Source organism: Silvimonas amylolytica (assembly GCF_014645555.1).
GTDB classification, from domain to species: domain Bacteria; phylum Pseudomonadota; class Gammaproteobacteria; order Burkholderiales; family Chitinibacteraceae; genus Silvimonas; species Silvimonas amylolytica.
This window is the reverse complement of record NZ_BMLY01000005.1, coordinates 123,642-146,135: the sequence shown is the minus strand read 5'-3', so window position 1 is coordinate 146,135 and position 22,494 is coordinate 123,642. Positions and strand designations below refer to the sequence as shown.

21 protein-coding genes are annotated in these 22,494 nt (G+C 58.8%); 6 read left to right on the top strand and 15 right to left on the bottom strand.

Annotated elements, in window-relative coordinates:
* Window positions 1-95: 95 nt before the first annotated feature.
* Complete coding sequence (locus IEX44_RS14965; RefSeq protein ID WP_188695574.1) at window positions 96-998, top strand: polysaccharide deacetylase family protein; 903 nt, start codon at window positions 96-98, stop codon at window positions 996-998.
* Window positions 999-1,020: 22 nt separating this feature from the next.
* Here IEX44_RS14965 and IEX44_RS14960 read toward each other — a convergent pair whose 3' ends face one another.
* Together IEX44_RS14960 and IEX44_RS14955 are read right to left on the bottom strand one after the other, a co-directional pair.
* Window positions 1,021-2,409 (bottom strand): HdeD family acid-resistance protein, encoded by a 1,389-nt coding sequence (locus tag IEX44_RS14960; RefSeq protein ID WP_188695572.1) that lies wholly within the window; start codon window positions 2,407-2,409, stop codon window positions 1,021-1,023.
* A gap of 70 nt (window positions 2,410-2,479) precedes the next feature.
* Complete coding sequence (locus tag IEX44_RS14955) at window positions 2,480-3,244, bottom strand: Lnb N-terminal periplasmic domain-containing protein (RefSeq protein ID WP_229679188.1); 765 nt, start codon at window positions 3,242-3,244, stop codon at window positions 2,480-2,482.
* Between the two features lie 129 nt (window positions 3,245-3,373).
* Between IEX44_RS14955 and IEX44_RS14950 the strand changes: the two genes are divergently transcribed.
* Window positions 3,374-4,636 (top strand): arsenic transporter, encoded by a 1,263-nt coding sequence (locus IEX44_RS14950; protein ID WP_229679186.1) that lies wholly within the window; start codon window positions 3,374-3,376, stop codon window positions 4,634-4,636.
* Between the two features lie 8 nt (window positions 4,637-4,644).
* Here IEX44_RS14950 and IEX44_RS14945 read toward each other — a convergent pair whose 3' ends face one another.
* Genes IEX44_RS14945 through IEX44_RS21385 form a run of 11 tightly spaced genes read right to left on the bottom strand, consistent with a single transcriptional unit; the run spans window position 4,645 to window position 14,867 of the window.
* Window positions 4,645-5,862, bottom strand: a complete 1,218-nt coding sequence (locus IEX44_RS14945) for an EAL domain-containing response regulator (protein ID WP_188695569.1) — start codon at window positions 5,860-5,862, stop codon at window positions 4,645-4,647.
* 17 nt (window positions 5,863-5,879) lie between these two features.
* Complete coding sequence (locus IEX44_RS14940; RefSeq protein WP_188695566.1) at window positions 5,880-7,016, bottom strand: protein-glutamate methylesterase/protein-glutamine glutaminase; 1,137 nt, start codon at window positions 7,014-7,016, stop codon at window positions 5,880-5,882.
* A 1-nt stretch (window position 7,017) separates the two neighbouring features.
* A complete protein-coding gene (locus IEX44_RS14935; RefSeq protein ID WP_188695563.1) occupies window positions 7,018-7,545 on the bottom strand; it encodes a chemotaxis protein CheD in 528 nt (175 codons plus the stop codon).
* A 1-nt stretch (window position 7,546) separates the two neighbouring features.
* Window positions 7,547-8,371, bottom strand: coding sequence for a CheR family methyltransferase (locus IEX44_RS14930; protein WP_188695560.1), 825 nt, complete (start codon window positions 8,369-8,371; stop codon window positions 7,547-7,549).
* Window positions 8,372-8,394: 23 nt separating this feature from the next.
* On the bottom strand, window positions 8,395-8,952 hold the full coding sequence (locus IEX44_RS14925; protein ID WP_188695557.1) for a chemotaxis protein CheW: 558 nt from the start codon (window positions 8,950-8,952) through the stop codon (window positions 8,395-8,397).
* Between the two features lie 54 nt (window positions 8,953-9,006).
* Entirely contained in the window at window positions 9,007-9,537 is a 531-nt protein-coding gene (locus IEX44_RS14920; RefSeq protein WP_188695555.1) for a chemotaxis protein CheW, read from the bottom strand.
* A 12-nt stretch (window positions 9,538-9,549) separates the two neighbouring features.
* Window positions 9,550-11,169: a methyl-accepting chemotaxis protein gene (locus IEX44_RS14915; protein ID WP_188695552.1), complete on the bottom strand. Its 1,620-nt coding sequence runs from the start codon at window positions 11,167-11,169 to the stop codon at window positions 9,550-9,552.
* 15 nt (window positions 11,170-11,184) lie between these two features.
* Window positions 11,185-13,368, bottom strand: a complete 2,184-nt coding sequence (locus IEX44_RS14910) for a chemotaxis protein CheA (protein ID WP_188695549.1) — start codon at window positions 13,366-13,368, stop codon at window positions 11,185-11,187.
* Between the two features lies 1 nt (window position 13,369).
* Entirely contained in the window at window positions 13,370-13,708 is a 339-nt protein-coding gene (locus IEX44_RS14905) for an STAS domain-containing protein (protein WP_188695546.1), read from the bottom strand.
* Between the two features lie 13 nt (window positions 13,709-13,721).
* The gene (locus IEX44_RS14900) at window positions 13,722-14,090 is read right to left on the bottom strand and encodes a response regulator (RefSeq protein ID WP_188695544.1); all 369 of its coding nucleotides are present in this window, start codon (window positions 14,088-14,090) and stop codon (window positions 13,722-13,724) included.
* A gap of 48 nt (window positions 14,091-14,138) precedes the next feature.
* Window positions 14,139-14,867 (bottom strand): methyl-accepting chemotaxis protein, encoded by a 729-nt coding sequence (locus IEX44_RS21385; protein WP_444544664.1) that lies wholly within the window; start codon window positions 14,865-14,867, stop codon window positions 14,139-14,141.
* Between the two features lie 944 nt (window positions 14,868-15,811).
* On the opposite strand from IEX44_RS21385, the gene IEX44_RS14890 reads away from it, so the two are divergent.
* Entirely contained in the window at window positions 15,812-16,834 is a 1,023-nt protein-coding gene (locus IEX44_RS14890; RefSeq protein ID WP_188695541.1) for a CAP domain-containing protein, read from the top strand.
* Between the two features lie 101 nt (window positions 16,835-16,935).
* On the opposite strand, the gene IEX44_RS14885 is transcribed toward IEX44_RS14890, so the two are convergent.
* Both IEX44_RS14885 and IEX44_RS14880 read right to left on the bottom strand, forming a co-directional pair.
* Window positions 16,936-17,736 (bottom strand): class I SAM-dependent methyltransferase, encoded by an 801-nt coding sequence (locus tag IEX44_RS14885; RefSeq protein WP_188695536.1) that lies wholly within the window; start codon window positions 17,734-17,736, stop codon window positions 16,936-16,938.
* A 21-nt stretch (window positions 17,737-17,757) separates the two neighbouring features.
* On the bottom strand, window positions 17,758-18,573 hold the full coding sequence (locus tag IEX44_RS14880; RefSeq protein WP_188695531.1) for an NADPH-dependent oxidoreductase: 816 nt from the start codon (window positions 18,571-18,573) through the stop codon (window positions 17,758-17,760).
* Window positions 18,574-18,982: 409 nt separating this feature from the next.
* Here IEX44_RS14880 and IEX44_RS14875 point away from each other — a divergent pair, with 409 nt between their 5' ends.
* From IEX44_RS14875 to IEX44_RS14865, 3 genes are read left to right on the top strand one after another with little or no spacing between them, the layout of a single operon-like run.
* Window positions 18,983-20,485 carry a putative porin gene (locus IEX44_RS14875; RefSeq protein WP_188695528.1) on the top strand — a complete coding sequence of 501 codons (1,503 nt, stop codon included), beginning with the start codon at window positions 18,983-18,985 and terminating at the stop codon, window positions 20,483-20,485.
* A gap of 44 nt (window positions 20,486-20,529) precedes the next feature.
* Window positions 20,530-21,594, top strand: coding sequence for an ABC transporter substrate-binding protein (locus IEX44_RS14870; RefSeq protein WP_188695526.1), 1,065 nt, complete (start codon window positions 20,530-20,532; stop codon window positions 21,592-21,594).
* Between the two features lie 56 nt (window positions 21,595-21,650).
* Window positions 21,651-22,493 (top strand): ABC transporter permease, encoded by an 843-nt coding sequence (locus tag IEX44_RS14865; RefSeq protein WP_188695523.1) that lies wholly within the window; start codon window positions 21,651-21,653, stop codon window positions 22,491-22,493.
* Window position 22,494: the final 1 nt, after the last annotated feature.

Here is a 22,494-nt window from a genome sequence, read left to right as displayed (position 1 = left end):
AAACGCGCCGGGCGATAAGCCGTTTGTATCAATGCGGCAGGGCTGCGTATGATGCGCGGCGTTAGCCGTTTCTTTTGTCGCATCACTGCAAGATCATGTTCAAGCACAGATTTTCCGTTTTCCAGCCCATTGCCACTGTTGCGCTCACCGCAGCGTTGACCGCCTGTGCCAGCGCCCCGACGCCCCTGACCCCTGACATGGCCACGCGTCTTCAACAGCAGGCGCCGATCCGTTTCCTGCTGACCTTTGACGACGGCCCGGCGCGCGACAGCAACAACAATTCATCGCTCTCAATTTTGCATACGCTGGATCAAAACCCGGTCCAGCCCGGCATCAAGGCGGTCTTCTTTGCACAGACCCGTTCCTGGCACGCCGGTGAAACCGAAGCGGGCCGCGCCATCCTGCGTCAGGAAGTGGCGGATGGACAGGTACTGGGCTTTCACACCTCAACCCCGTTTCATTCCAATCACGCGCTGATGAAACCGGCTGATCTGGAAACCTCACTGAACCATGGCGTGGCTGATCTGACCAGCCTGCGCGGCACCCCGCCCACCCTGGTCCGCCCACCGTTCTGGGCCTACAACGCCACCACATTCAATGCGTACCAAAAGCACGGTCTGGCCATGTTGTTGACCGACCTCTCTGCCAATGACGGCAAGATCTACGGCTACCACATCAGCCTGCGCCGCCGATCCAACATGCTGAACATGCTGGCGCATGTGCGTGAGGAGATCATTGCCGGCAAATTGCCGACGGTCGATGGTGCGATTCCCGTCGTGGTGACCTTCCATGACATCAACGGCTACACCGCCGACCACATGGCAGAGTATCTGCAGATATTGCTCGACAGCGCGCATGAGCTACAGATGCCCACCACCGCGAAACCGTTCTATGACGATGCAGCTGCAGTTGAACGGGCAGCCGTAGCGCGGGCAGTGAAGGATGGCAGTGCGCCGAAAGAACTGCCGGGAGTCTGGCAGTGGATCTGGGGCGAGTAAGGGGGCGCGCCCGGCTGGCCTGCTACCTGCCGACGCTTTCCCTCGCAGTCTGCGCCTGGGCGTTCCACTGTTTTCTGGACCGCATCATCCGCCGCACTGCAATCCGCGCCATCTTGAACCAGCCAAACGGCCGTGGGTCAACCAGCATGCTTAATGCGCGGGCGTAGTCCAGCGTCAAACCGGGTGTCCAGGCCATGGTTTTCGCGCGTTTGCGAATCTGTGCCGCGACCCATAGTTCCGGCGTCACCAGCAAGCGCACAAACACCCGCCAGCCACGATCAACGCCTCTGAAATGACCCACAGAGCCTTCGACCGCTGCTTCCAGCGCTTTGGCAACCGAACTGGAACAATTGCGGCTGGTCAGGTTGTAGGTCGTGTCCTGGCGATATTCGTCCCAGAATTTTGCCAGCCGCGCCGGACTGTAATTGCGGATACGCACGCGCACGGTGGACGAGCACCAGGCCGCTGATTCTGTGGCGTAATCGGGCTGGAACAAACCGGGTACATCGTTCTCCCGCGTGGCACGCAGGATGCGCCCGAAATCCTCGGGCGAGCGATCAATCTCTACACCAGGGTAGAGGCTGATGTAGATGCCCTCAGGCGATTCCAGGGCTGCGTGACCGGTGGAGATCACGCCATTGGCGTCCACCGCGGCAATGTAACGATCAATCAGCAGACGCCGCTGTGCCTGGCTGCGGGCTGAGCCGACCGGGGTCCAGACATGGACAGTCAAGGCCCGTTCCGACTCGGCAGGCGGACCATCCCAGACCAGTGAAGCATCTGCCGGAATGGCGGGGTTGTAGTCTTGCCAGCGGCGAATGGCGGGCTGATCCAGCACCGCACGCATGAACGCGCTATCCGGCATGCGCCGCACGCGGTAAGACAGCAGCAACAGGCCCCAGCCACTGAAAAACAACCCCAGGCCAATGCAATACGGCACCGTGCCAACGTAATGCGTCGGGTACGGCTGGTAAAAGAAAACAGCCAGCAGGATTTCAATCACCCCGGCGGTCAGCGCGGCTTTCCAGCGCGGATAACGCACCACCCAGGCAGACATGGATTGCAACAAACCATCAGCCAGGAACAGGGTGCCAAAAATCATGGAGAGAATGAAATTGCCATGATGATGGCCCGCCAGAATCAGGATTGAAGCCCCGATAAACGCCACCGCTTTGACGTACCGCAGCGCCTTTTGGCCACCCATACCCGTCCAGGCGACGGCCAGCGTGGCCACACCGTCGAGCAGTAACAGCCCGGCGAAAAAGGTAATCGGGAAGTACACCGCGTTATCAAGTGCATCGATGAAGATCACCACACCGGCAATCAGCCATAGCCAGCCCGCCACCCGTAACGAGCGCCAGCGTTTACGCAAATACGCCACACCCAGCAATAGCAACATCAGTCTGACCATGTGTTACTCACACTCGTTGATCCCGGCAAGGCGATAGTAGATTTGTTTGTCATGATGGGTAAAGCCGAGCCTACCCGGCCCGTTGCGCACGGATCTCACCAGAAAATGCTTCATCGATCTCTGCCCCTTCCTGACGGACGATACGTGCCCGCTGTTTGATCGCAGCAAATGGCAGTTGCTGGTCCATGAGCCCCAACTCCCAGGTGTAGGCATCGGCATACCCGCTGCAGAGGATTTTCCAGCTGTATTTGAAGTGTGGTGCCTGTTCACGCGCGTGGCGCAGGATATTGGTCGTGCAGTTGTTGAACAGCGTGTTGTAGAACTCTGGTGTGCGATTGAGCTCATCCACGCGCTTCAGATACTGCACGAACACCTGCCTGGCCAGGGCTGGGGAGACCGCCAGCGGATAAAGATAGACACGCTCGCGGCGAATATCCGTGCGCACGCCGATCAGATCGCGTTCATCTGCCACCACGTAGATGAGCGCATACGTGCGCAAAAAACCAAGCCAGGTGGAATACCGTTGCCCTTGCTGGCGGCGGGTTTCAATCGAGATGGCCAGGTGACGACCATCGCTGAAACCAAAGCTGATGAATACGTGTGCGATCGCCTCGCCCGCCCAGTGTGATACCACCAGGTCTACCGATTGCACACTGGCAAGGTCATAGCTGGCGTCATACCAGGCCGGGACCGGATCGCTCGGGGTGCGGTATCGGAAGTTGCGCACATTGCGCACCGTGACCTGTTCGCCTTGCCATTCAATGCTGGCAGCGCGTGTGTACTCCATCAGCCACGGGGCATCACGCGGGGCAGTGCGAACGGGAAATAAAGACACGGCGCCTCCAGGCGACTGTGAATGAATCTAGTCCATTTACTATGACCAGCGACCAAAGGTGATGCAACCGCACCGCTTGACGTTGTGGTGCACACGCGGCAACGTGCTGCGTCTTCTCCGGTTTTTGCCATGTCCCAGCTCATTCATCCGCACTACCTTGCCTGGCTCATTGCCGCACTCAGCATTGCCGGCATCATCGCTCGACCCATGCACTGGCCAGAGGCCATCTGGGCGTGTCTGGGCGCGGGCCTTGCGTTGTTGCTGGGCTTGCTGCCCCTGGCCGCAGCGTGGGATGCCATCAGCAAAGGGCTGGATGTCTATCTGTTTCTGGGAGGCATGATGTTGCTCTCAGAGGTTGCGCGGCGTGAGGGTTTGTTTGACTGGCTGGCAGCGCTGGCCGTCAACCATGCTCGCGGTTCGCCATCGCGTCTGTTTGCGCTGGTGTATCTGGTCGGGATTGGCGTCACGGTGTTGTTGTCCAACGATGCAACGGCAGTGGTCCTGACGCCGGCTGTGTTTGCCGTTGCCCGCCGCGCGCAGGCACCGGCGCTGCCTTTGCTGTTGATCTGCGCCTTGATTGCCAATGCCGCCAGCTTTGTTTTGCCCGTGTCCAACCCCGCCAATCTGGTAGTGTTTGGCAAGCACATGCCGGCACTGGCCGATTGGGCGGCCCGCTTCTGGTTGCCTTCACTGGCATCCATTGCCGTCACCTGGCTGGTGTTGCGCTTTACCCAGCGCAAAGCGCTCGCGGGCCGCTGTGCAGAATACGTGCCCGTCGAGCCCTTGAGCGGTCATGGCAAAGTGGCGTTGGCCGGTATTGTCGTCACGGCGGTGGCATTGCTGACGGTCTCGGCCCTGGGTCTGCAACTAGGGCTGCCGACGGCCATTCTCGGTCTTCTGACCGCGGCCATTGTCACGCTCAGCCAGCGCGCTTCACCGTGGCCATTGTTGCGCGGTATGGCCTGGAGCGTGTTGCCGCTCGTGGCAGGTTTGTTTGTATTGGTTGAGATGCTGGCGCAAGCCGGGCTGATTGATCAGGTACGTCACTGGCTATTGGGGCTACTGCAAACCAGCGAGTCCGTTGCGGCGGCTACCGCCGGTGGTGCCATCGCCATTCTCAGTAACGTCATCAACAACTTGCCCGCCGGTTTGATTGGCGCCTCGGTCGTCGCCGCCAATCATTTGCCAGAACGGATTACCGATAGCTTGCTGATCGGGGTTGATCTGGGGCCGAATCTGTCGGTGACCGGTTCACTCGCCACGATCTTGTGGCTGGGTGTTTTACGGCGCGAAGGGCTGCATGTGGATTTCTGGACTTTCCTCAAAACCGGCGCGGTGGTGATGCCGCCAGCGCTACTGGCCGCGATTGGCACACGGATCTTGATGGGTTGAGTACCCAATCAGAGGTTCTGGATTTTGCCCCACAGGTGAAGCCATTCATGCCGGTTGCGGACCCATTCATGGATTTTGTCAGGCGGCATGGGGCGTGCCACGAAAAAACCTTGTACCAGCTCCACACCCAGTTCCTGCACCAATTTCCAGTCTTCGGCGTCTTCCACGCCTTCAGCCACAACCGTGAGCTTGAGCCGGTGCGCCATGTCGACCGTGCTTTCCAGCAAGGTGCGCAACTGGGGCCGGCGTGAAGCGCCGTTCACAAAAGCGCGGTCAATCTTCAGTTCTGAACATGGCGTGCGCATCAGCTGTTGCAAGGTGGCATTACCGGTGCCGTAGTCGTCAATCGAGATCCCCACACCGGCCATGCGCAAACGGGCCAATGCCCCGAGTGAGCGCGCCAGATCTGCCATCACCCCGGATTCGGTGATCTCCAGCGTCATTTGCGTGGGCGAGAACGACTCTTGTGCCAGCAAGTTTTTGATGCGTTCCGCGAAACCCGGTTCGGGCAGATTCTCGGCCGAGATATTTACTGCCAGCCCGAAGCGCAAACCACGTGCATACAAGAGTTTGGTTTCGCGAATCGCCTTGGCCATGATCTGGTCGGTCATGCGCCCGATCAAACCGGCGCGTTCCAGCAGGCCAATGAAATATACCGGGGCAATCATCCCCAGTTCTGGATGCTCCCACCGCGCCAGAACTTCGGCAGACTGGAACAAACCGCTGCGTGTGGTCACTTTGGGCTGGAACCAGGGAACAAACTCATCGTTCGCCAGGGCCTTGTGCAGATCGGCCTCATCAATGGGTGGCGGTGGGGCCATTTGCGGTTTGTTCAGGATATGAAACCGCTCCAGCGCCCGGCTTAGCCCTTCCAGTTTCATGGGCTTTTGCAGTGTACCCAGCACCGGAAAACCATAAGCCGCTGCGGCTGCCTCGACAGCGTGCAGCACTTGCTCATCCGTGCTGCTCATGAACACGATAGGCATGAACTGGTTGCTCTCGGCCATATGGCGCAACAACTCGACACCATCCATGCCCGGCATTTCCAGATCGGTCAGCAAGATATCCGGCTTTTCTGGCAAGCTTTGCAGCAGAGCCAGCACTTCCTCGCCATTCATGGCTTGCCAGATCACCTGGCAGCCACATTGCACGCACAGTTCCACCGCGTGATTCAGCTGCAACGAGCTATCGTCGGCAATCAGCATGGACGGTGCAGGCTGGGTCATCATGGCTCCTGGTGACCCTAGCGCCCGACCCGCTGGATCAGACCTGCAATCCGGTCCAGCCCGACCACTTCATTCACGCCGCCCAGTTCGATCGCCTCTTTGGGCATGCCAAACACCACACAACTGGCCTCATCCTGCGCATAGGTCACCGCGCCAGTGTCGTGCATTTCCTTCAACCCCTGCGCGCCATCATCGCCCATGCCGGTCATGATAAAACCCACCGCATTGCGGCCTGCTGCTTTGGCCACCGACCGGAACAGCACGTCCACACTGGGCCGGTGCCGGCTGACCAGCGGGCCGTCAACGACATCCACGTGATACTGCGCGCCACTGCGCTTGACCACCATATGCTTGCCGCCTGGCGCGATCAGTACCCGGCCAGGGACAATGCGATCGTTATGGCTGGCCTCCATCACATCCACCTCACACATGTTGTTGAGGCGATCGGCAAAGCTTTTGGTGAATTTCTCCGGCATGTGCTGCACCACTACCACACCCGGAATATTGCGCGGCAAAGCGGTAAGGATGACTTCCAGCGCCTGCGTGCCGCCTGTTGAGGTGCCCAGCGCGACAATCTTTTCCGTTGTCGGCAAAAAAGCGTTGGAGGTGGGCGCATTGAGGATGACATCTGCCGACTGCTTACCGCCTTCCATGCGTTCACGCACGCTGGCAGATGCCGAGCCCCCGTTTGAGGTGGAAGAGGAAAATGAGCTGGACGACGCCGGCCGCGATGTCAACGTGCGCAAATTGGAGACGCGTGCCCGCGCAGCCGCGCGGATGGCGCTGACCAGATCATTGGAACTGTCTTGCAGAAAATCACGCAGACCCAGCGTGGGCTTGGTGATGACGCTAATCGCGCCAGCGGCCAGTGCCTCCATGGTGATGTCCGCGCCTTTTTGCGTCAGCGTTGAACAAATCACCACCGGTGTCGGGTGCTCAGACATGATCTGTTTCAGAAAGGTGATGCCATCCATGCGCGGCATCTCAATGTCCAGCAGCAGCACATCCGGCCATTTGACCTTCATGCGTGTCATGGCAAAGAGTGGATCAGGCGCAGCGCCAATCACTTCGATGTCCGGATGCTTGGACAACACCTCCTGCACCACCTGGCGCATGATGGATGAGTCATCCACAATCATCACCTTGATCGTCATCTCACAGGCCTCCTGCAGGTTTGACGGGTTCGCGCTTGCGCGGCGAGGCCGATGAGGCAGGCAGCCCCCGGCCGCGACGAACCCAGACATCCCCCGTCGTCAGATCAAAACGCAGATAACGGTAGCCCTCACCCGCTACATCCTGGCCGGCTACGGGCAAATCAATTTCATTCAGTGCAGACAACGCAAAGCGTGCATTGGATTCGCCGATCGTCGAACCGGAACGCTCATTGGCGAAAATGCGACCACCCCCAAACACCTTGACCTGATAGTCCTGCAGCCGTGTACGACGCACTGCCACTTCTTCGATCATGTACTGCAGCGCTTCATCCCCATAACGACCATCGCCGGTATATACCGGCACTTTGCCGTGAACACGGTTGGGCAGCAGAAAATGACACATGCCACCCAGTCGTTGCACCGGGTGCCAGAAAGTAATGGCCACACACGATCCCAGCAGGGTTTCGATGCGCTCGTCGCCTTGGCCGAAATAAATCTCGCCGGGGTTTACAAAAATACGTTCTGACAACTTAGCCAACCTTGCGATAGACAGAAGGCGAGATCATCTGCAATGGCAACTGGATGCCATGCAAAGACTCTGAATGCCCGACCAGCAGATATCCGCCCGGTTTCACAAAATGCGTCACGTTGGCCAGGACTTTGGCCTTGGTGGGCGCGTCAAAATAAATGATCACATTGCGCAGAAACACCACGTCAAACGGCTTGAGTCGCGCAGGCAACGCCGTGAGATTCATCTGCGTAAACTCCACCCGCTCACGCAGATGTTTACCCACCAGAAACTGCCCTTCGTATTCGCCCGTACCGCGCAGGCAGTGCTTCTTCAAATCTGTGGGCGAAATGTTTTCACCACGCACCATCGGATACATACCACGCCGTGCAGACTCCAGAACCCGTTGGCTGATGTCAGAACCGACGATTTCCCAAGGCGCGTCGTGACGCTCGTTATCCAGCAACATGGCAATGGAATACGCTTCTTCGCCGGTCGAACTGGCGGCACTCCAGATACGCAAGGTCTCGGACCGGTTAAAGAGTGGCAGCACTTTCTGACTCAAAAATGCAAAGTGCCCAATCTCCCGAAAAAAGAACGTCTCGTTGGTGGTGATCAGGTCGATAGCACGCTGGCGTTCCTCCCGCGCACTGGGTGAGGCGATCAGATCATGGTAGGCCCTGAAATTAGGCAAACCCAGCGCCACCAGCCGCCGTGACAGACGGCTGGAAAGGAGTGCGCGCTTGGATTCGGGCAAATGCATGCCGATCTGCTGGTAAAACAGGCGCTGGAACAGTCGCATTTCCTCGTTGCTGACGGGAGGCGGCACGGTGGTGGGTCCTGCCATGATGGTGTTATCCGGTCTGCCGTTCAAAAGCCCTGGTCGGTCACGGCCAGCACGGCAGCATCTTCGGGTGATAGCGCCTCGGTCGCCGCCAGTTGCGTCATTTCTTCTACCGACAACACTTTCTGGATGTCGAGCGCAATCACAAAGCGTTCAGACAACCGCAACATGCCCAGAATGAACTCGGCCCGCAGCCGTGCGCCAAATTCCGGCGTGGGTTCAATTTGGTCTGCCTCTACCGTGATCACTTCATTCACGGCATCGACCAGCACCCCCAGCGGCAGAACGTGTTCATCTTGTTCAACCTCCAGAATCACCACGCAAGTACGCCGGCCAACCACCGTTGCGGCTCGCCCGAAGCGCGCGGCCAGATCAACCACCGGCACCACGGCACCCCGCAAATTGATCACCCCGCGCAAGAACACCGGCATCAGCGGGATCTCGGTCAGCCCGCCAAATTCGATGATTTCGCGGATATGGTCGATGGGAATGGCAAACAACTCACTGGCCAGCGAAAACGTCAGGAACTGCTGGCTCAGTGCCGGACCGGCGCCATGGGCGACGGGCGCAATACTGCTGGTCATGACGACCTCCTGGTGTCCTTCGCCCTGGCGAAGTCACTCCTCGTTGTCGGGCGCTCAGGCCGCATGTTCTTCCAGGGCCAGACCAATCAGGTCAGCCATTTCTTCTACCGACAAGACCTGCTGGATATCCAGCACGATGACAAAGCGCTCACCCTGACTGAACATGCCACAAATGAAATCGGCCCTCAGACGCGCACCAAAGGGTGGGCGCGGCTCGATCTGGCTGCGGTCCGTGGACAACACCTCGTTGACGGTATCAACCAGCACGCCCACAGGCAGCGTACGTCCGGTCGTCTCCACTTCCAGAATGACAATACAAGTGCGTTTACCTATGGTCGTCCCGCTGCGGCCAAAGCGCGCAGCCAGATCGACTACCGGCACGACGGCGCCACGCAGATTGATCACGCCGCGCAAAAACGTCGGTGTCAGCGGCACTGCGGTCAGGCCACCGAACTCGATGATTTCGCGGATGTGCTCAATCGGCACCGCAAACAGTTCGCCGTCTAATGCAAAAGTCAGATACTGCACGGCGTCTGCTGCAGCCGCTGCCGTGCCGGTGCGGGTCACCGGGGCGGGGCTGGTCATGCGCGTACTCCATTAAAACCGGGTAAAGGCGGATTCATCCACCGTTTCGCCACCACGGGCGGCGCTGCGCGCACCTGTAGCTGCACGTCGCGCGGCCGGGCGTGCACCGCCGCCTTCATCTACACGGAAAAAGCGGATCAACTCTTGTAATTGAATGGCCTGCGCGCTCATTTCCTCGGAGGTCGATGACAACTCTTCAGAGGCCGAGGCGTTCATCTGCGTGGTCTGCGCCAGTTGCGAGACCGCGGTGTTGATCTGGTCCAGCCCGCTGGCTTGTTCGCGCGATGCGGCGGAAATCTCTTGCACGAGGTCGGCCGTCTTGCGGATCGCCGGGACCATCTGATCCAGCAAGTTGCCTGCACGCTCGGCCATCATCACGCTGTTGGCGGCCACAGAGCTGATTTCCTGCGCTGCCACTTGCGAGCGCTCAGCCAGTTTGCGCACTTCAGCGGCCACCACCGCAAAGCCCTTGCCGTGCTCTCCCGCCCGCGCCGCTTCAATGGCCGCATTGAGCGCCAGCAGGTTGGTCTGATAGGCGATGTCGTCGATGATGCCGATCTTGCCGGCGATCTGTTGCATGGCCTGTACGGTCTGTTTCACGGCGTCGCCGCCTTCGCCCGCATCAGACGCAGACTTGGTCGCCATGCCATCGGTCACCCGGGCGTTCTCAGAGTTCTGCGAGACCGTCGATGTGATCTCTTCGACCGCAGCGCTGGTTTCTTCCACATTGGCGGCTTGCTCAGACGCGTTCTGGCTCAGGGCCTGGGCTGATGCGGAAATTTCTTCCGACGCAGAAGCCAGCGCACTGGCCGAACTGGAGACATCTGTCATCACACCAGTAAGCTTTTGCACCATCTGATCAATGCTGTAGAGCATGGAGTTGCGATCACCCGGGCGCAGGTTGATCCGCACGGTCAAATCGCCATCTGCCACGCGTTGCAGGATATCCACGGCTTCCACCGGTTCGCCCCCGACTTGTTTGGTGACCATGCGCGCCAGCATGATGCCCATCACCACCGACAAGATAAACGCCACGATCACAATCACGATGGTGACATTGCGAACGTTCGCGATCATGGCCTGGTTGGCCGCATTGGCTTGATCGGCCTGCTTGATATTGTCTTCTGCAATATCAGACATCAGCGCATCGATCTTGTTGTATTCCGTGCGCAGATCGCTGTTGATCAAGGGGCGGGCATCATCAACATGGCCATCGCTGAGCAGGTGCTGGGCTTTATCTGAATTGACCAGGAAATCGGCAATCAGCGGTTTGATCTGCTCACGCATGCGCGATTCGGCTTCACTGGGCGCAGTCTGGATATAAAGCGGCCAGTACTTGTTGTACATGTCCACATACCCTTGCAGACGACCCAGCGTGCCGCGCATGTCGTCCGGCTTTTCGGTCTGGGTCATGGCGCGCACCAGTGTGCGCGACACCGCGCCCAGGGCAATCGATGCCCGCGCCTGGTTAGCAATGGCCAGCAGATTTTCCGTATAGATGGCAGTACCGCCCGCCCCGACACGGTTGATATTGATCAGCGCGAACACGCCAATCAACAACGAGAACAGCGACACAACGATGAAACCAGTCAGCAGCTTGGTGCCCAGCCGCATCTGATTGAAGGCATTCATGTTCGGGCTCCTGCGTCATCCATTGCTTTTTTGTGGTGAGACAAGGCCAGTGGCTGCCTTGCCATTCTGCGTGGTGGCCTGTTGTTGCACGGCCTGATGAACCAGATTGGCGACATCCAGAATCAGCGCCACCCTGCCGTCGCCCAGAATGGTGGAGCCACTGATACTTTTAATGCGGGAAAAGAGTTCCCCGAGCGGTTTGATCACGGCCTGAAACTCACCCAGCAAGCGGTCAACCACTAGACCGGCGCGTTGCTGGCCGAACTGCACGACCACCAGACTCTCGCGCCCGTGTTCCAGCGCTGGCAGTTCAAACAATTCACGCAGGCGGATAAACGGCAGCGGTTCGCCGCGCAGTTTCACAATGTCGTGATGACCATCCAGCCCGGCCAGGTCGATGCACTCAATGACGAGATCGAGCGGAATGACAAAAACCGACTCGTTCACCATGACCTGGAAGCCATCAATAATGGCCAGTGTCAGTGGCAACCGGATACGCACCGTCGTACCCGCGCCTTCGGTACTGACGATCTCGACTTCGCCGCGCAAAGACTCGATGTTCTTCTTGACCACATCCATGCCCACGCCGCGGCCGGACAAATTGGTGACTTGTTCGGCAGTGGAGAATCCCGCTTCGAAAATCAGCCGGAATACCTCGCGCTCAGACAACACTTGTTCGGCCGAAACCAGACCACGTTCGATCGCCTTGGCCAGGATGCGCGCCTTGTTCAGCCCGCGCCCGTCATCCGAGACCTCAATCACGATACTGCCGGATTCGTGATACGCGTTCAGCCGCAGCGTGCCGGCCAGGGGCTTGCCCGCCGCAAGGCGTGCATCCGTCGCCTCAATCCCGTGATCCATGGCATTGCGCACAATGTGCATCAGCGGGTCAGACAGCCGCTCGACCATGCTTTTATCAAGCTCGGTATCTGCGCCCGTGACGACCAGATCAATTTCTTTGCCCAGTTCGTGCGAGATATCGCGCACCACGCGTGGAAAGCGCTGGAATACCTCACCGATCGGCACCATGCGCAGGTTGAGGGCGGCATCACGGATGTGTTCAACCAGTTCAGCAATGGATTGAACGGCTTCTTCAAACTGCGAATCCTTGCGCCGGTTTGCGATCAGGCTGGCACCCGCGCCGGCGATCACAAGTTCGCCAACCAGATCAATCAACTGATCCAGCTTGGAGACCTCGATCTTGATGAACTTCTGCTCGTAGCCACCCTTTTTCTCATCGCCGCGCGGCGCATTGGCCGGCAGTTTCATCGCAGGCTCGATGGCCGCGACCGGTGCGACGACGGAAACCGCCTCGACGGTTTCTTGCTCCGGCAACAGCGCGCGGGCCGCTTCGTCGGCAGTCAGCGTACCTTGCGCCAGGAGCGCGGCCAGCATTTGCGGATCATTACGCGCAGCCAGCAGCGCGCGGTATTCGCGCATGGACGCATGCGGTGGCAGGATCAAAATACTGGCGTCGTCCCGAATGAAATCGAACACGCCATCAATCGCAGCACGGTCTTGTTCAGACTGCAGATCCAGTTCAAAGCCAATGTAGGCTTGTTCAGGATCAAGCTGTGCCAACGGTGGCAGGCCTTCGGGCAAGGTCTGCAAATTAAGTAGTGTCCCGACATTGCCGAGGTATTGCAGAAAAGAAAGCGGATCAAGCCCCATGCGTAGTACATCGGCCGAGAAGCGCAACGACAAGTGCCAGTACGGGCTAGCGACCGGATCCTCGCTGACGGTGGGTTCCTGTGCGGTGTGCGTCACGGCGGCAGCGGCCGGTGCGCTGTGGGTCGGCGCAGTGTCTTGTTCATCCAGCAGCTGGTTTAACTGCGCTTCCAGTTCAGCTCGGCGGACGGGATCGGGTTCGACCTCTTCCAGCCGTGCCGCAATGGCATCTACAAGCTGGGCAATGTAGTCACCACAGTTGAGCAGCAAGGACAACATGGCATTGTCGATGGGCAGCACGCCGTTGCGCACGCGGTCGAGCACGCTTTCAACGATGTGGGTGAAGCTGACAATGCGGTTAAACGCAAACAGCCCGGCCGAACCCTTGATGGTGTGAGCGGCGCGGAAAATGGCGTTGATGGCTTCGCTATCCGCGCCAGAGTCTTCAATCTGCAATAGCGCCGCTTCCATGGCGCTCAACAGTTCACGTGACTCTTGCACCAGCGCGTCACGGGCCATGTCCATATCCATGTCAGCCTCCGGCTTCGCTGGTTTGCGGCGCGGTCAGCAAGCGCCCGGTGAGGTTCAGCAGCGCCAGCACGGCGACCAGTTGCGGACTGGGGTGATGGCAACGCAGCGGTTTTTCCTGTGCCGTGGCCTCCAGTTGGGCAGACAGCAATAGCTGCACACCGGCGGTGTCGATTTCTTGCACGTCAGACAGATCCAGATCCAGATGCCGGTCGGCTACGGCCAGCGCCTGCATCAGGTCGTCTTTCAGTTCGGTCGCGCGGAAAATGGTGATATCGCCACCCAGCTTGTGTAGCGCTGGCTGCGGGATGTTGGCAGAGAGTTCGTCATCAGGCTCGCTCATGGTGGCGGCCCCCTCAAGCCATAATCAGTTTGGATACGGCATCCAGCAGCACGGGCGGCTGGAAGGGTTTGATCACCCAGGCACGCACGCCTGCGGCACGGCCTTCAGCTTTTTTGGCTTCGTCACCTTCGGTGGTCAGCATGATGATGGGGGTGAACTTGTAGGCCGGCAGCAGCTTTGCCGCTTTGACAAAGCTGATGCCATCCATATTGGGCATGTTCACATCAGAGATGATCAGGTTGAACTTGCGGCCATCCAGTTTGGCCAGCGCATCCTTGCCGTCTACGGCTTCGACCACATCGTAACCGGCACCTTTAAGCGCAATGCCCAAGGTCTGGCGCAGGCTAAACGAGTCGTCAACGATCAGGATGGTCTTTGCCATGTATCACTCCTTGTCGGGCCATGCGAGCACAAACGCTCTGCACTCATCTCAAAAGAATTCAATACCGCCGGAAGGCGCAGCCGCTTGTGCCGCGCTTTCACCATGGTGGGCATAACGTTGTTCCAGCGTGGTGTAGCTGCGCTCAAGGTCAGACCGCCAGGTGTGTTCATCCGGCAAGGGCTGCCGGGATTCCAGCAGTCCAGCCAGTTTTTCCATGTCCAGTTTGACGTGTTCCAGAATCTGGCTGATGCGGTCCTGGAATTGCAGATTGACCAGCACTTGTTGAACCTCGTGCTCAACCGAACGGCTTTCCTGTTCAAGCTGGCCCACCGTGTCGGACAACTGGCTAGCCGCCTGCTGGAAATTTTCAACCACGCCACTGATCACCCCCTGGCTGTGTTCGATCATGCGGGCTTCTTCTTTGGAAATATCGCTCGCCGCATGCAGTGCGGACTCAATGGTGTGGTTGATCGACTCGATCTTGGTGGCAATCCGCTTGCCGGTTTCACCCGACATATTCGAAAGCTTGCGTACCTCATCGGCCACCACGGCAAAGCCGCGCCCGGCTTCGCCTGCACGGGCGGCTTCAATGGCAGCGTTGAGCGCAAGCAGGTTGGTTTGCCCGGCAATGTGGGCCACGTCGGCAGCCATGCGCTGCAGTTCGGCATTGAACTGCCCGAGGCCTTCAATTTCTTTGAGGAGGGTTTCACGTGCGCTGAGCACGTCCTGGAGCGCAGCAATAATGCCGTCCAGTTGCGTACGCGATTCATCAATCATGTGCAGCATGTTGCTGCCGCTGCCTGATGCTGCCAGGCCGACCGCCTGACCCAGTTGCTGGTTGATGCCCCCAAAGCGCACCACCAGATTATCAACGGCTTCACGCGTCTGACTGCGCGCCAGTTCGATATTGCGCCCCCACAACGGGACCACGCCGGTCACCAGTTCAGGCAAGCGGACATATTTGGTAGCGGTGGATTCAACAACGGTGGCGGTGTCCTGGACGCGGACGGTTTCGGCGACAGCCGGGGTCGCGCTCTGTTTGAGCAACCACCCGCCCACAGCGGCCACCACCAGCCCCAGCAAGAGGCCATACCACCAGGTGCCCGCCAATACGCTGGCCAGCAGCAAATTGAAAAAACCCAGTACCGCCCAGGCGATGTGCTGTTGTTTCACTGCGCTCCCCTTTACTGGCAAGACCGGACGACGTTTGCACGTGCGCCCTGCGGTGCATTACTAATGATGTGCTGCGCTTCAAGCCCCTTGCCAGATCCGTTTTAATTTCAAAATCGGTAAGAAAACGGGAGTTTGATGATCAGCGCATCATGGTTTTGTAATTTTGTCCGGCACCTAGATATGAGAGTAAACAGGCAAGTCCATAAAGCAAGGTGCAGGCGCATTTTTTAATGCCAGGCGCGTAATTCACGCACCAACTATCTGAAAAAAACGAGAAAAACCAGCATCAAGAACAGACCTTGGCGCTGGCTTTTTCAATCGCAATCCGACAGCCGTAAGCTTTCAGCCCGGCTTTTCTGGCGTCGGTTTGTCAGTTGTAACTGACATAACCGACAAGCAAGGCAGATTTCTCAAGGCATGGCAGATCAGTCGTGCCCGCGTGTCCTTCTCGCCGGGCTGACAAAACACACACCGGCAATCGCCCCAAGCTGCCAGCACGCAGCACGCCTCTACCATAAAAAAATGACAATAAAATGATGGAGGCGCTCTTGAACTTGCCTTCTCTGCACGTTTGCAGTCATACATTCTGCCTGGCATGGTTCTGCGGCCTGCTGACCGCTTGCGGTGGCGGTGATGGCAGCAGTAACACGAACGGCAGCGCCAATACGGCGTCCTCGACCCCGACAACCACGGCGGCCGGTACTGCGTTTGTGCCCATCGACACCAGCAACCGTGCCGAGGTGCTGGCGCACTATCAATATGATTTTCTACCCCTGCAATCCACGGCTTTCTCCTGGACGGGCAACGTGAGCCAGTGCAATGCAGGTGACACACCGCTCAACTACAAAAACGCCGTAGTACGCCTCGTCAACTACTACCGCGCCATGGCCGGATTGCCTGGCAATGTCACGTTATCGCTGGATTTATCGGCCCAGGCTCAGCAAGCGGCGTTGATGATGGATGCCAACAGCACGCTTGATCACAATCCGCCAGCAACCTGGGCCTGCTACACAGCAACAGGGGCTACGGCGGCGGGCAGCTCAAACCTTTCGTTGGGCACGCCCTGGCTCAATCAGGGCATTGGCGGTATTCGGCTGTATGTAACCGATCAGGGCATCACCACACTGGGGCACCGACGCTGGGTACTGTATTCGCGTCTTGTCCTCGTTGGCAGCGGCGATACCCCACGGGCAGATGCGTTGTGGGTCGTGGGCAACGATGGTCCGGCGTACACACCAGCCAATGGCATAGCCTGGCCCCCGCCGGGCTATGTCCCGATTGATAACCACATCTTCGAGCCGGCCAGCATGCAATGGTCGTTCTCTTATCCTGATGCAGATTTTTCATCCGCTACCGTGAGCATGACGGACGACACCGGCAATACGGTGGTTCTGGCTAACGTGGGTGAACTGGATCCTGGCTATGGGGATAACACGATCGGCTGGAATATCAGCAGCACAGGCTGGAACCGCTCACCTGCGGATACCCGGCTCAATGTATCGATCAGCCACGTGATGATCGGCGGCGTGGCCCAGTCATTCAGTTATTCGGTGATCTTCGTGTCACCGTGATGCGGGAGGCGGGGCGCAAGGGGAGGAGGAGAACCACCGCGACGGCCAGACCCCATGCCGGCCGCCGCGGTTGTCCCTCCTGAACGGGCATGGCCCTGGCGCTAAATCTTTCTGCCCACAGCAAACAAGAGATTCCGGTACAGCAGAAGTGAACCATCGGCCTGGCGGTACTGCACCAGCGCGTCATGGATATCTGCAAGCAGCTTGCCTCGCACTTCCGGCAAGAACTCATTCAAAAAGTTACCGAACGAGCTGGCTGCGGAAAAATCCAGTACCGCCTGGATATCGCCAAAGCGGTCCGCAAAGCGGCGGATGCGAATCTCATCGACCAGGAACCCGGCGTGTTCCAGTTGCTTTGCCAGTTCTGCAAAGCTGACCTTGTACGGCGTGCTGCCGATCGCATGGCTACGGCCCAACCCCGTCTGCCCGAGGATGCGACTGATGATCTGCTGGATATCATGTGGGCGCTCACGGGCGGCGCTGCTGATTGCAATACGTCCGCCCGGTTTGAGCACACGAAAAGACTCTGCCAGCACCCGGGCTTTATCGGGCAGCCAGTGATAGACGCTATTGAGGATCACCGCATCAAACTGGTTATCTTCAAAGCGACTCAGATCCTCACCCTGCCCGACTTCTACCGTGTGATTGGCCGAGGCTCGCCCGCGGGCGATCGCTACCCGTAATGGCAACGGTTCCAGCGCAGTGACATGCCCAGCCGGACCAACATGGTGGCGGGCTACCAATTCGCTCAACCGGCCCGTGCCCGCCCCGATATCCAGCAGCTTGTCACCGGGTTTGAGCGCCAGCGCCTGCAACAAAAACTGGCCATGTTCGTATTGTGGATCGCTGATCTCATCGTACTGCTGAGCCAGTTCGGGTGTGTCCAGGGTCAAGCTGGTCATGACTTGTGCTCCATTCCCGGGTTAAACAAGACCAAAGCCAAGCGTTCTGGCCGCCTGTGCCAGGCGATCGCGCCCGTTTAATGCGGCAGCGTCTTTCACCCGGCCCAACACATGCTGCGACCAGGGTACGGGTGGCAACCCCTGGCTGGCATAGAACGCCTTGAGGACTTCATCGTAACTGGCGATAGCCGCAGCTTCCGGCGCGCTTTCGTACTGTTCGTGATGCAGCACTACACTTTGCGGCAAGCGTGGTTTGACCGATGCCGGCCGAAGCGGATCGGGCGTACCTACCACCAGCCCGAATACCGGGAACACTTGTGGCGGCAGTTTCAACTCTGCCGCCACGGCCTCTGGCTGATTCCGGATCGCGCCGATATACACCGTACCCAGACCCAGCGATTCAGCCGCTGCTACCACATTCTGCGCAGCCAGCGCCGCATCAATGGCGGCCAACAGAAAAGACTCCAGATATTGCAATCCACCAACAGTTTGCTGCTGGCGATCTGCCGTGCGTTCAAGCCGCGACAAATCAGCCAGAAACACCAGTAACAGCGGTGCTTCCTTGATGTGGGCCTGGTTGGCAGCCAACGCGGCCAGCCGCTGCTTGCACGGCGGGTCTTGCACGGCAACCACACTCCAGGCTTGCAGATTGGACGAGGTTGCGGCCGATTGCGCGGCCGCGATCAGCACGCTCAACGTTTCTGCGCTCACCGCATCAGGCAAAAACGCACGCACGGAACGGTGGGACAACAAGGTTTGCAGCGTGGCATTCAACGGTGCGGCGTGGGCAGTGGTTTGCGGGCTGCCATAGCGCGCTTGCAACAAGGTCTGGCTCATGTGAACTCCTGTGAGGATTAGTCAGAGACTCACTCAGCAATGACCATTCCACCCCGCCAGACCACGCATTTCGCGGACTCCATGTCGGTTTTGCAGCCTGCCTGTGAGGAAGGCTGCACCGATCACCACAAAGTGTTTGATTTGCCACAGCGCACCCGGCGCTATCCCGCACCCAGCCCCCGTTATTCCATATTTTTCTAACAAAACCATTCTGGCACGAACTCTGCTTATAAGAGCTTCACTCGCCCTGCGACGCACCTGGAGATAGCCATGCAGCTTTTGATCAACCCGGCTCACTGTAGTCCAGCACGGCTTTTTGCCTGGTGTCACCGCACAGGCCAGCCAGACACAACACCAACATTACGCGGCCAGCACCGCCGCACTGACTTGATCAAGGGATACGCTGAGCATGCAATTCTCAAAAAAACACCGGAAAAAACTGGTGGTCGGCGCCAGCTTGCTGGCCTTGGCCGGCACCAGTCACGCCGCCGCACCCAGCACTGAAGAACTCGAAAAGAAAATTGAAGCGCTGCAGGCTGCGGTGGATAGCCTCAAACAGCAACTGCAGGCGCAAAAGACAGCGACTGCAACCGCACCGACCCCTGCTCCTGCGGCCATCGTCGCTACAGATGGCGTGCCCGCAGCCAGCGCAGACGCTGACCCAGCCGGCCAGGTGGCCACCCGCCAGGATATCGACGGTCTGCGCGCTGATCTTGAAAACTACAAGTATCAGCAACAGCACGATCACGACACAGCCCAGGCGCTGACCCTGCGCAATACCAATATCAACGGCACGATCCAGACCCGTTACGCGGTGGAGACCCCGGCCGTCAGCGGTGGTGCGGCGTCACCCTCGAGCCCGCGCAACTCCGGTTTCAGCATCCCGCTGGCCCTCGTGTCGTTCTCGGGCAGTTTGTACAAGGACTACAAGGAAGGCCGCAATCTGGATTACCGCTTGCAGCTGGGTTATGCCCAGAGCAGCCCGCCTTCGGCCAACACCTATTTCAATGTGCAGGATGCCTATCTGCGCTATAGCCCCGTACCCAGCGGCGGCGATCTGGAAAACCCGATCTTCAACCTGACCCTGGGTCAACAGTTGCTGCCGTTCGGGCTGGAAATCCAGACGGATGAATCGCTGCGTCCGGTCATCAACAATGCCCAATTCCTCAATGGCACAGGCCTTGGTTTCCGCCAGATTGGCCTTGTGGCGCGGGGCGATTATTCGCCCAACGTGGATTACTCATCCAATTACCGCGCGCCGTTGTTTGAGTACGCCATTGGTGTCGTGAATGGCAGTGGCCCCAACGTCCAGGACAACAATAACAACAAGGGCTTCGTCGCCCGCGCGACGTACACACTGCCGGTGGATTACACCAGCTGGCTGCGCGAACTGAAGATTGGTGCCTCGTATTACCAGGGCGGCTTGAGCCTCGTGAACGGCACTACCACCGTGAATCCGCTGGGTTACGACCACTTTTACGGCGTGGATGTCTACTACAACCACTTCCCGTTTGGCGCGACGTATGAATACGTGCAGGCCCGCAACAAAGATGCCATCAGCGGCGTCGGTACCACGGGCGTGAAAGGCCAGAGCCAGACCTTCACCGCGTTCTATACGTGGGGCGAGCAGTTCCTCAATAGCTCCAAGAGCCAGGCCAAGTACGACGATTATTGGCCCAAGTCGTATCAGGCATTTGCCCGCTGGGATCAGTGGAACCCGAACGTCGATCTGTCTTCAGCCAAGAGCGCCAAATCGACCATCGCCACGCTGGGCCTGAATGTGTTCTTCGCCCAGACCACCAAGTTCCAGCTCAACTTGAACCGCTATCTGTATGAGAACGCGGCAGTCGCCAACCCGGCGACGAAGTCGGACATCTCTGAGCTGCTGGCGCAGTTCCAGTTCGGCTTCTGATCAGGCTATCCGGATAACAAAAACCGCAAACCACAGGACTCATCATGAAACATCACTTTTTGCGCACACTGGCCACCTTCGCACTGGCCGCGCTGACCCTGGCCGCACCGGCCCACGCCGAAGATAAACCGACCGTGATCCGCATTGCCTACCCCGGCGCTGGCACCGGTGGCCGGCCGTTGGGCGATACCAACTTTATTGCTTCAGCCAATTACCTCTCGGCGCTTGAGAAAGAATTCAAGGCCGATGGCATCAAGGTGCAGTGGACGTTCTTCCCTGGCGCCGGCCCGGCGGTCAATGAACAAGCCGCCAACGGTCTCGTGGACTTCGCCTTTCATGGCGACCTGCCACTGATCGTCGGCCGCTCTACGGGGATCTCCCACCACATCATTCTGGGCGTAAGCCGCTTTGGCCCGACTTATGTGGTGGCCCCGGTGGATAGCCAGGCCAAGACAATCCAGGACCTGAAGGGCAAAACGCTGTCTACCTTCAAGGGCACCGCCAACCAGCTGGTGCTGGACCGCGTACTGGAAGCCAATGGCTTGACCGAAAAAGACTTCACCATCCTGACCCAGAACGCCGACAACCAGAAGGCATCGTTGGCGACCAAGACCATCGACGGCACCATCATCTCGCCATGGGATCTGGAAGCACGCGGCATTGCCAAACGTGTGCTGACCATTCCACGTGACCCAAAAATCAGCTCGGTGACCAGCTTCTGGGTCAGTACCGACTTTGAGAAAAAGTACCCGCAGATCGTGCAACGCGTTGTGAACGCGCTGGTGAAAACCGCGCAATGGACCGCAGATGAAGCCAACCGCGACAAGCTCTTTCACCAATGGGCGCAATCGGGCAATACCGGCTACGGCGACTTTCTGAAGAACTATCAGAACTACCAGCTCAAGGAAATCAATAACCCGCTGCTGGATGACTACTACCGCGCCACGCTGCAAAAGTCGGTCAATGAAGCCAAGCGCTACAAGTTGATCCGCCACGACGTGAGCCTGGATGGCTGGATCGAACCGAAGTACCTGGAAACAGCGCTCAAAGAACAACATCTTGAGCACTACTGGGACGAATACGACGCCAACGGCAATATCAAGAAGTAACCAGCACCCAGCCCGCCACCGGGTCTGGGTGGCGGGCATAGACCGGAGTTGCGTTCATGTCTGCAGACAGTTCTACCGCCGTCATCCTGCCGGCCCCTGCCCGCCCTGTTCCGGCGCCATCCCGGCTGGCTGGCTGGCTGGTCAAAACCAGTCACGTACTGGTCGGCGCGATTGTGCCCTTGCTGCTTTTGGCCTTGTGGCAGCACGCGGCCAGCGCGCATTGGTTGCCGGCTCAGTTATTGCCCTCACCGGCGCTGGTTTACGCCTCGTTCATCGACTTGTGGCAAAGCGGCGATCTGACCAGCAACCTCGTGATCAGTCTCAAGCGCGTGGGCTGGAGTTTGCTGCTGGGCGGCGGCGCGGGCCTCGTGCTGGGCGTGTTGTTTGGTTTCTCTCGCCGCGCCCGCGCTTATCTGTATCCAACCTTTGAGGTGGTCGCGCAGTTTCCGGTCATTGGCTGGATTCCGCTGCTGATCATCTTTGTCGGCATTGGCGAACCCCTGAAAGTCCTGGCGATTTCGCTGGCGGTCATCGTGCCCGTCACCGTGCAGACCACCAAAGGCATCGCTCAAGTACCGCGCCCCTTGCTGGATGTCGCCCGCGTTTACCGTTTCAGCCTGCCGCAAGTGATTACCCGCGTGGTGCTGCCCAGCGCCTTGCCGACGCTCTTCAATGGTTTGCGCCAGGCCGTCATGCAGGCATGGCTGGCACTGGTGTTTGTTGAACTGTTGGCTGCAGGTGAAGGCGTCGGTTACCTGATGGTCTGGGGCCGCCAGTTGCTGCAGCTGGATCTGGTGGTCGTCGCCATGATCCTGATCGGGATGGTGGGTGTGGTGCTCGATCGCGCACTGGCTTTGATCGAGAACCGGCTGCAACGCTGGCGTCGCAACGCATTTTAAG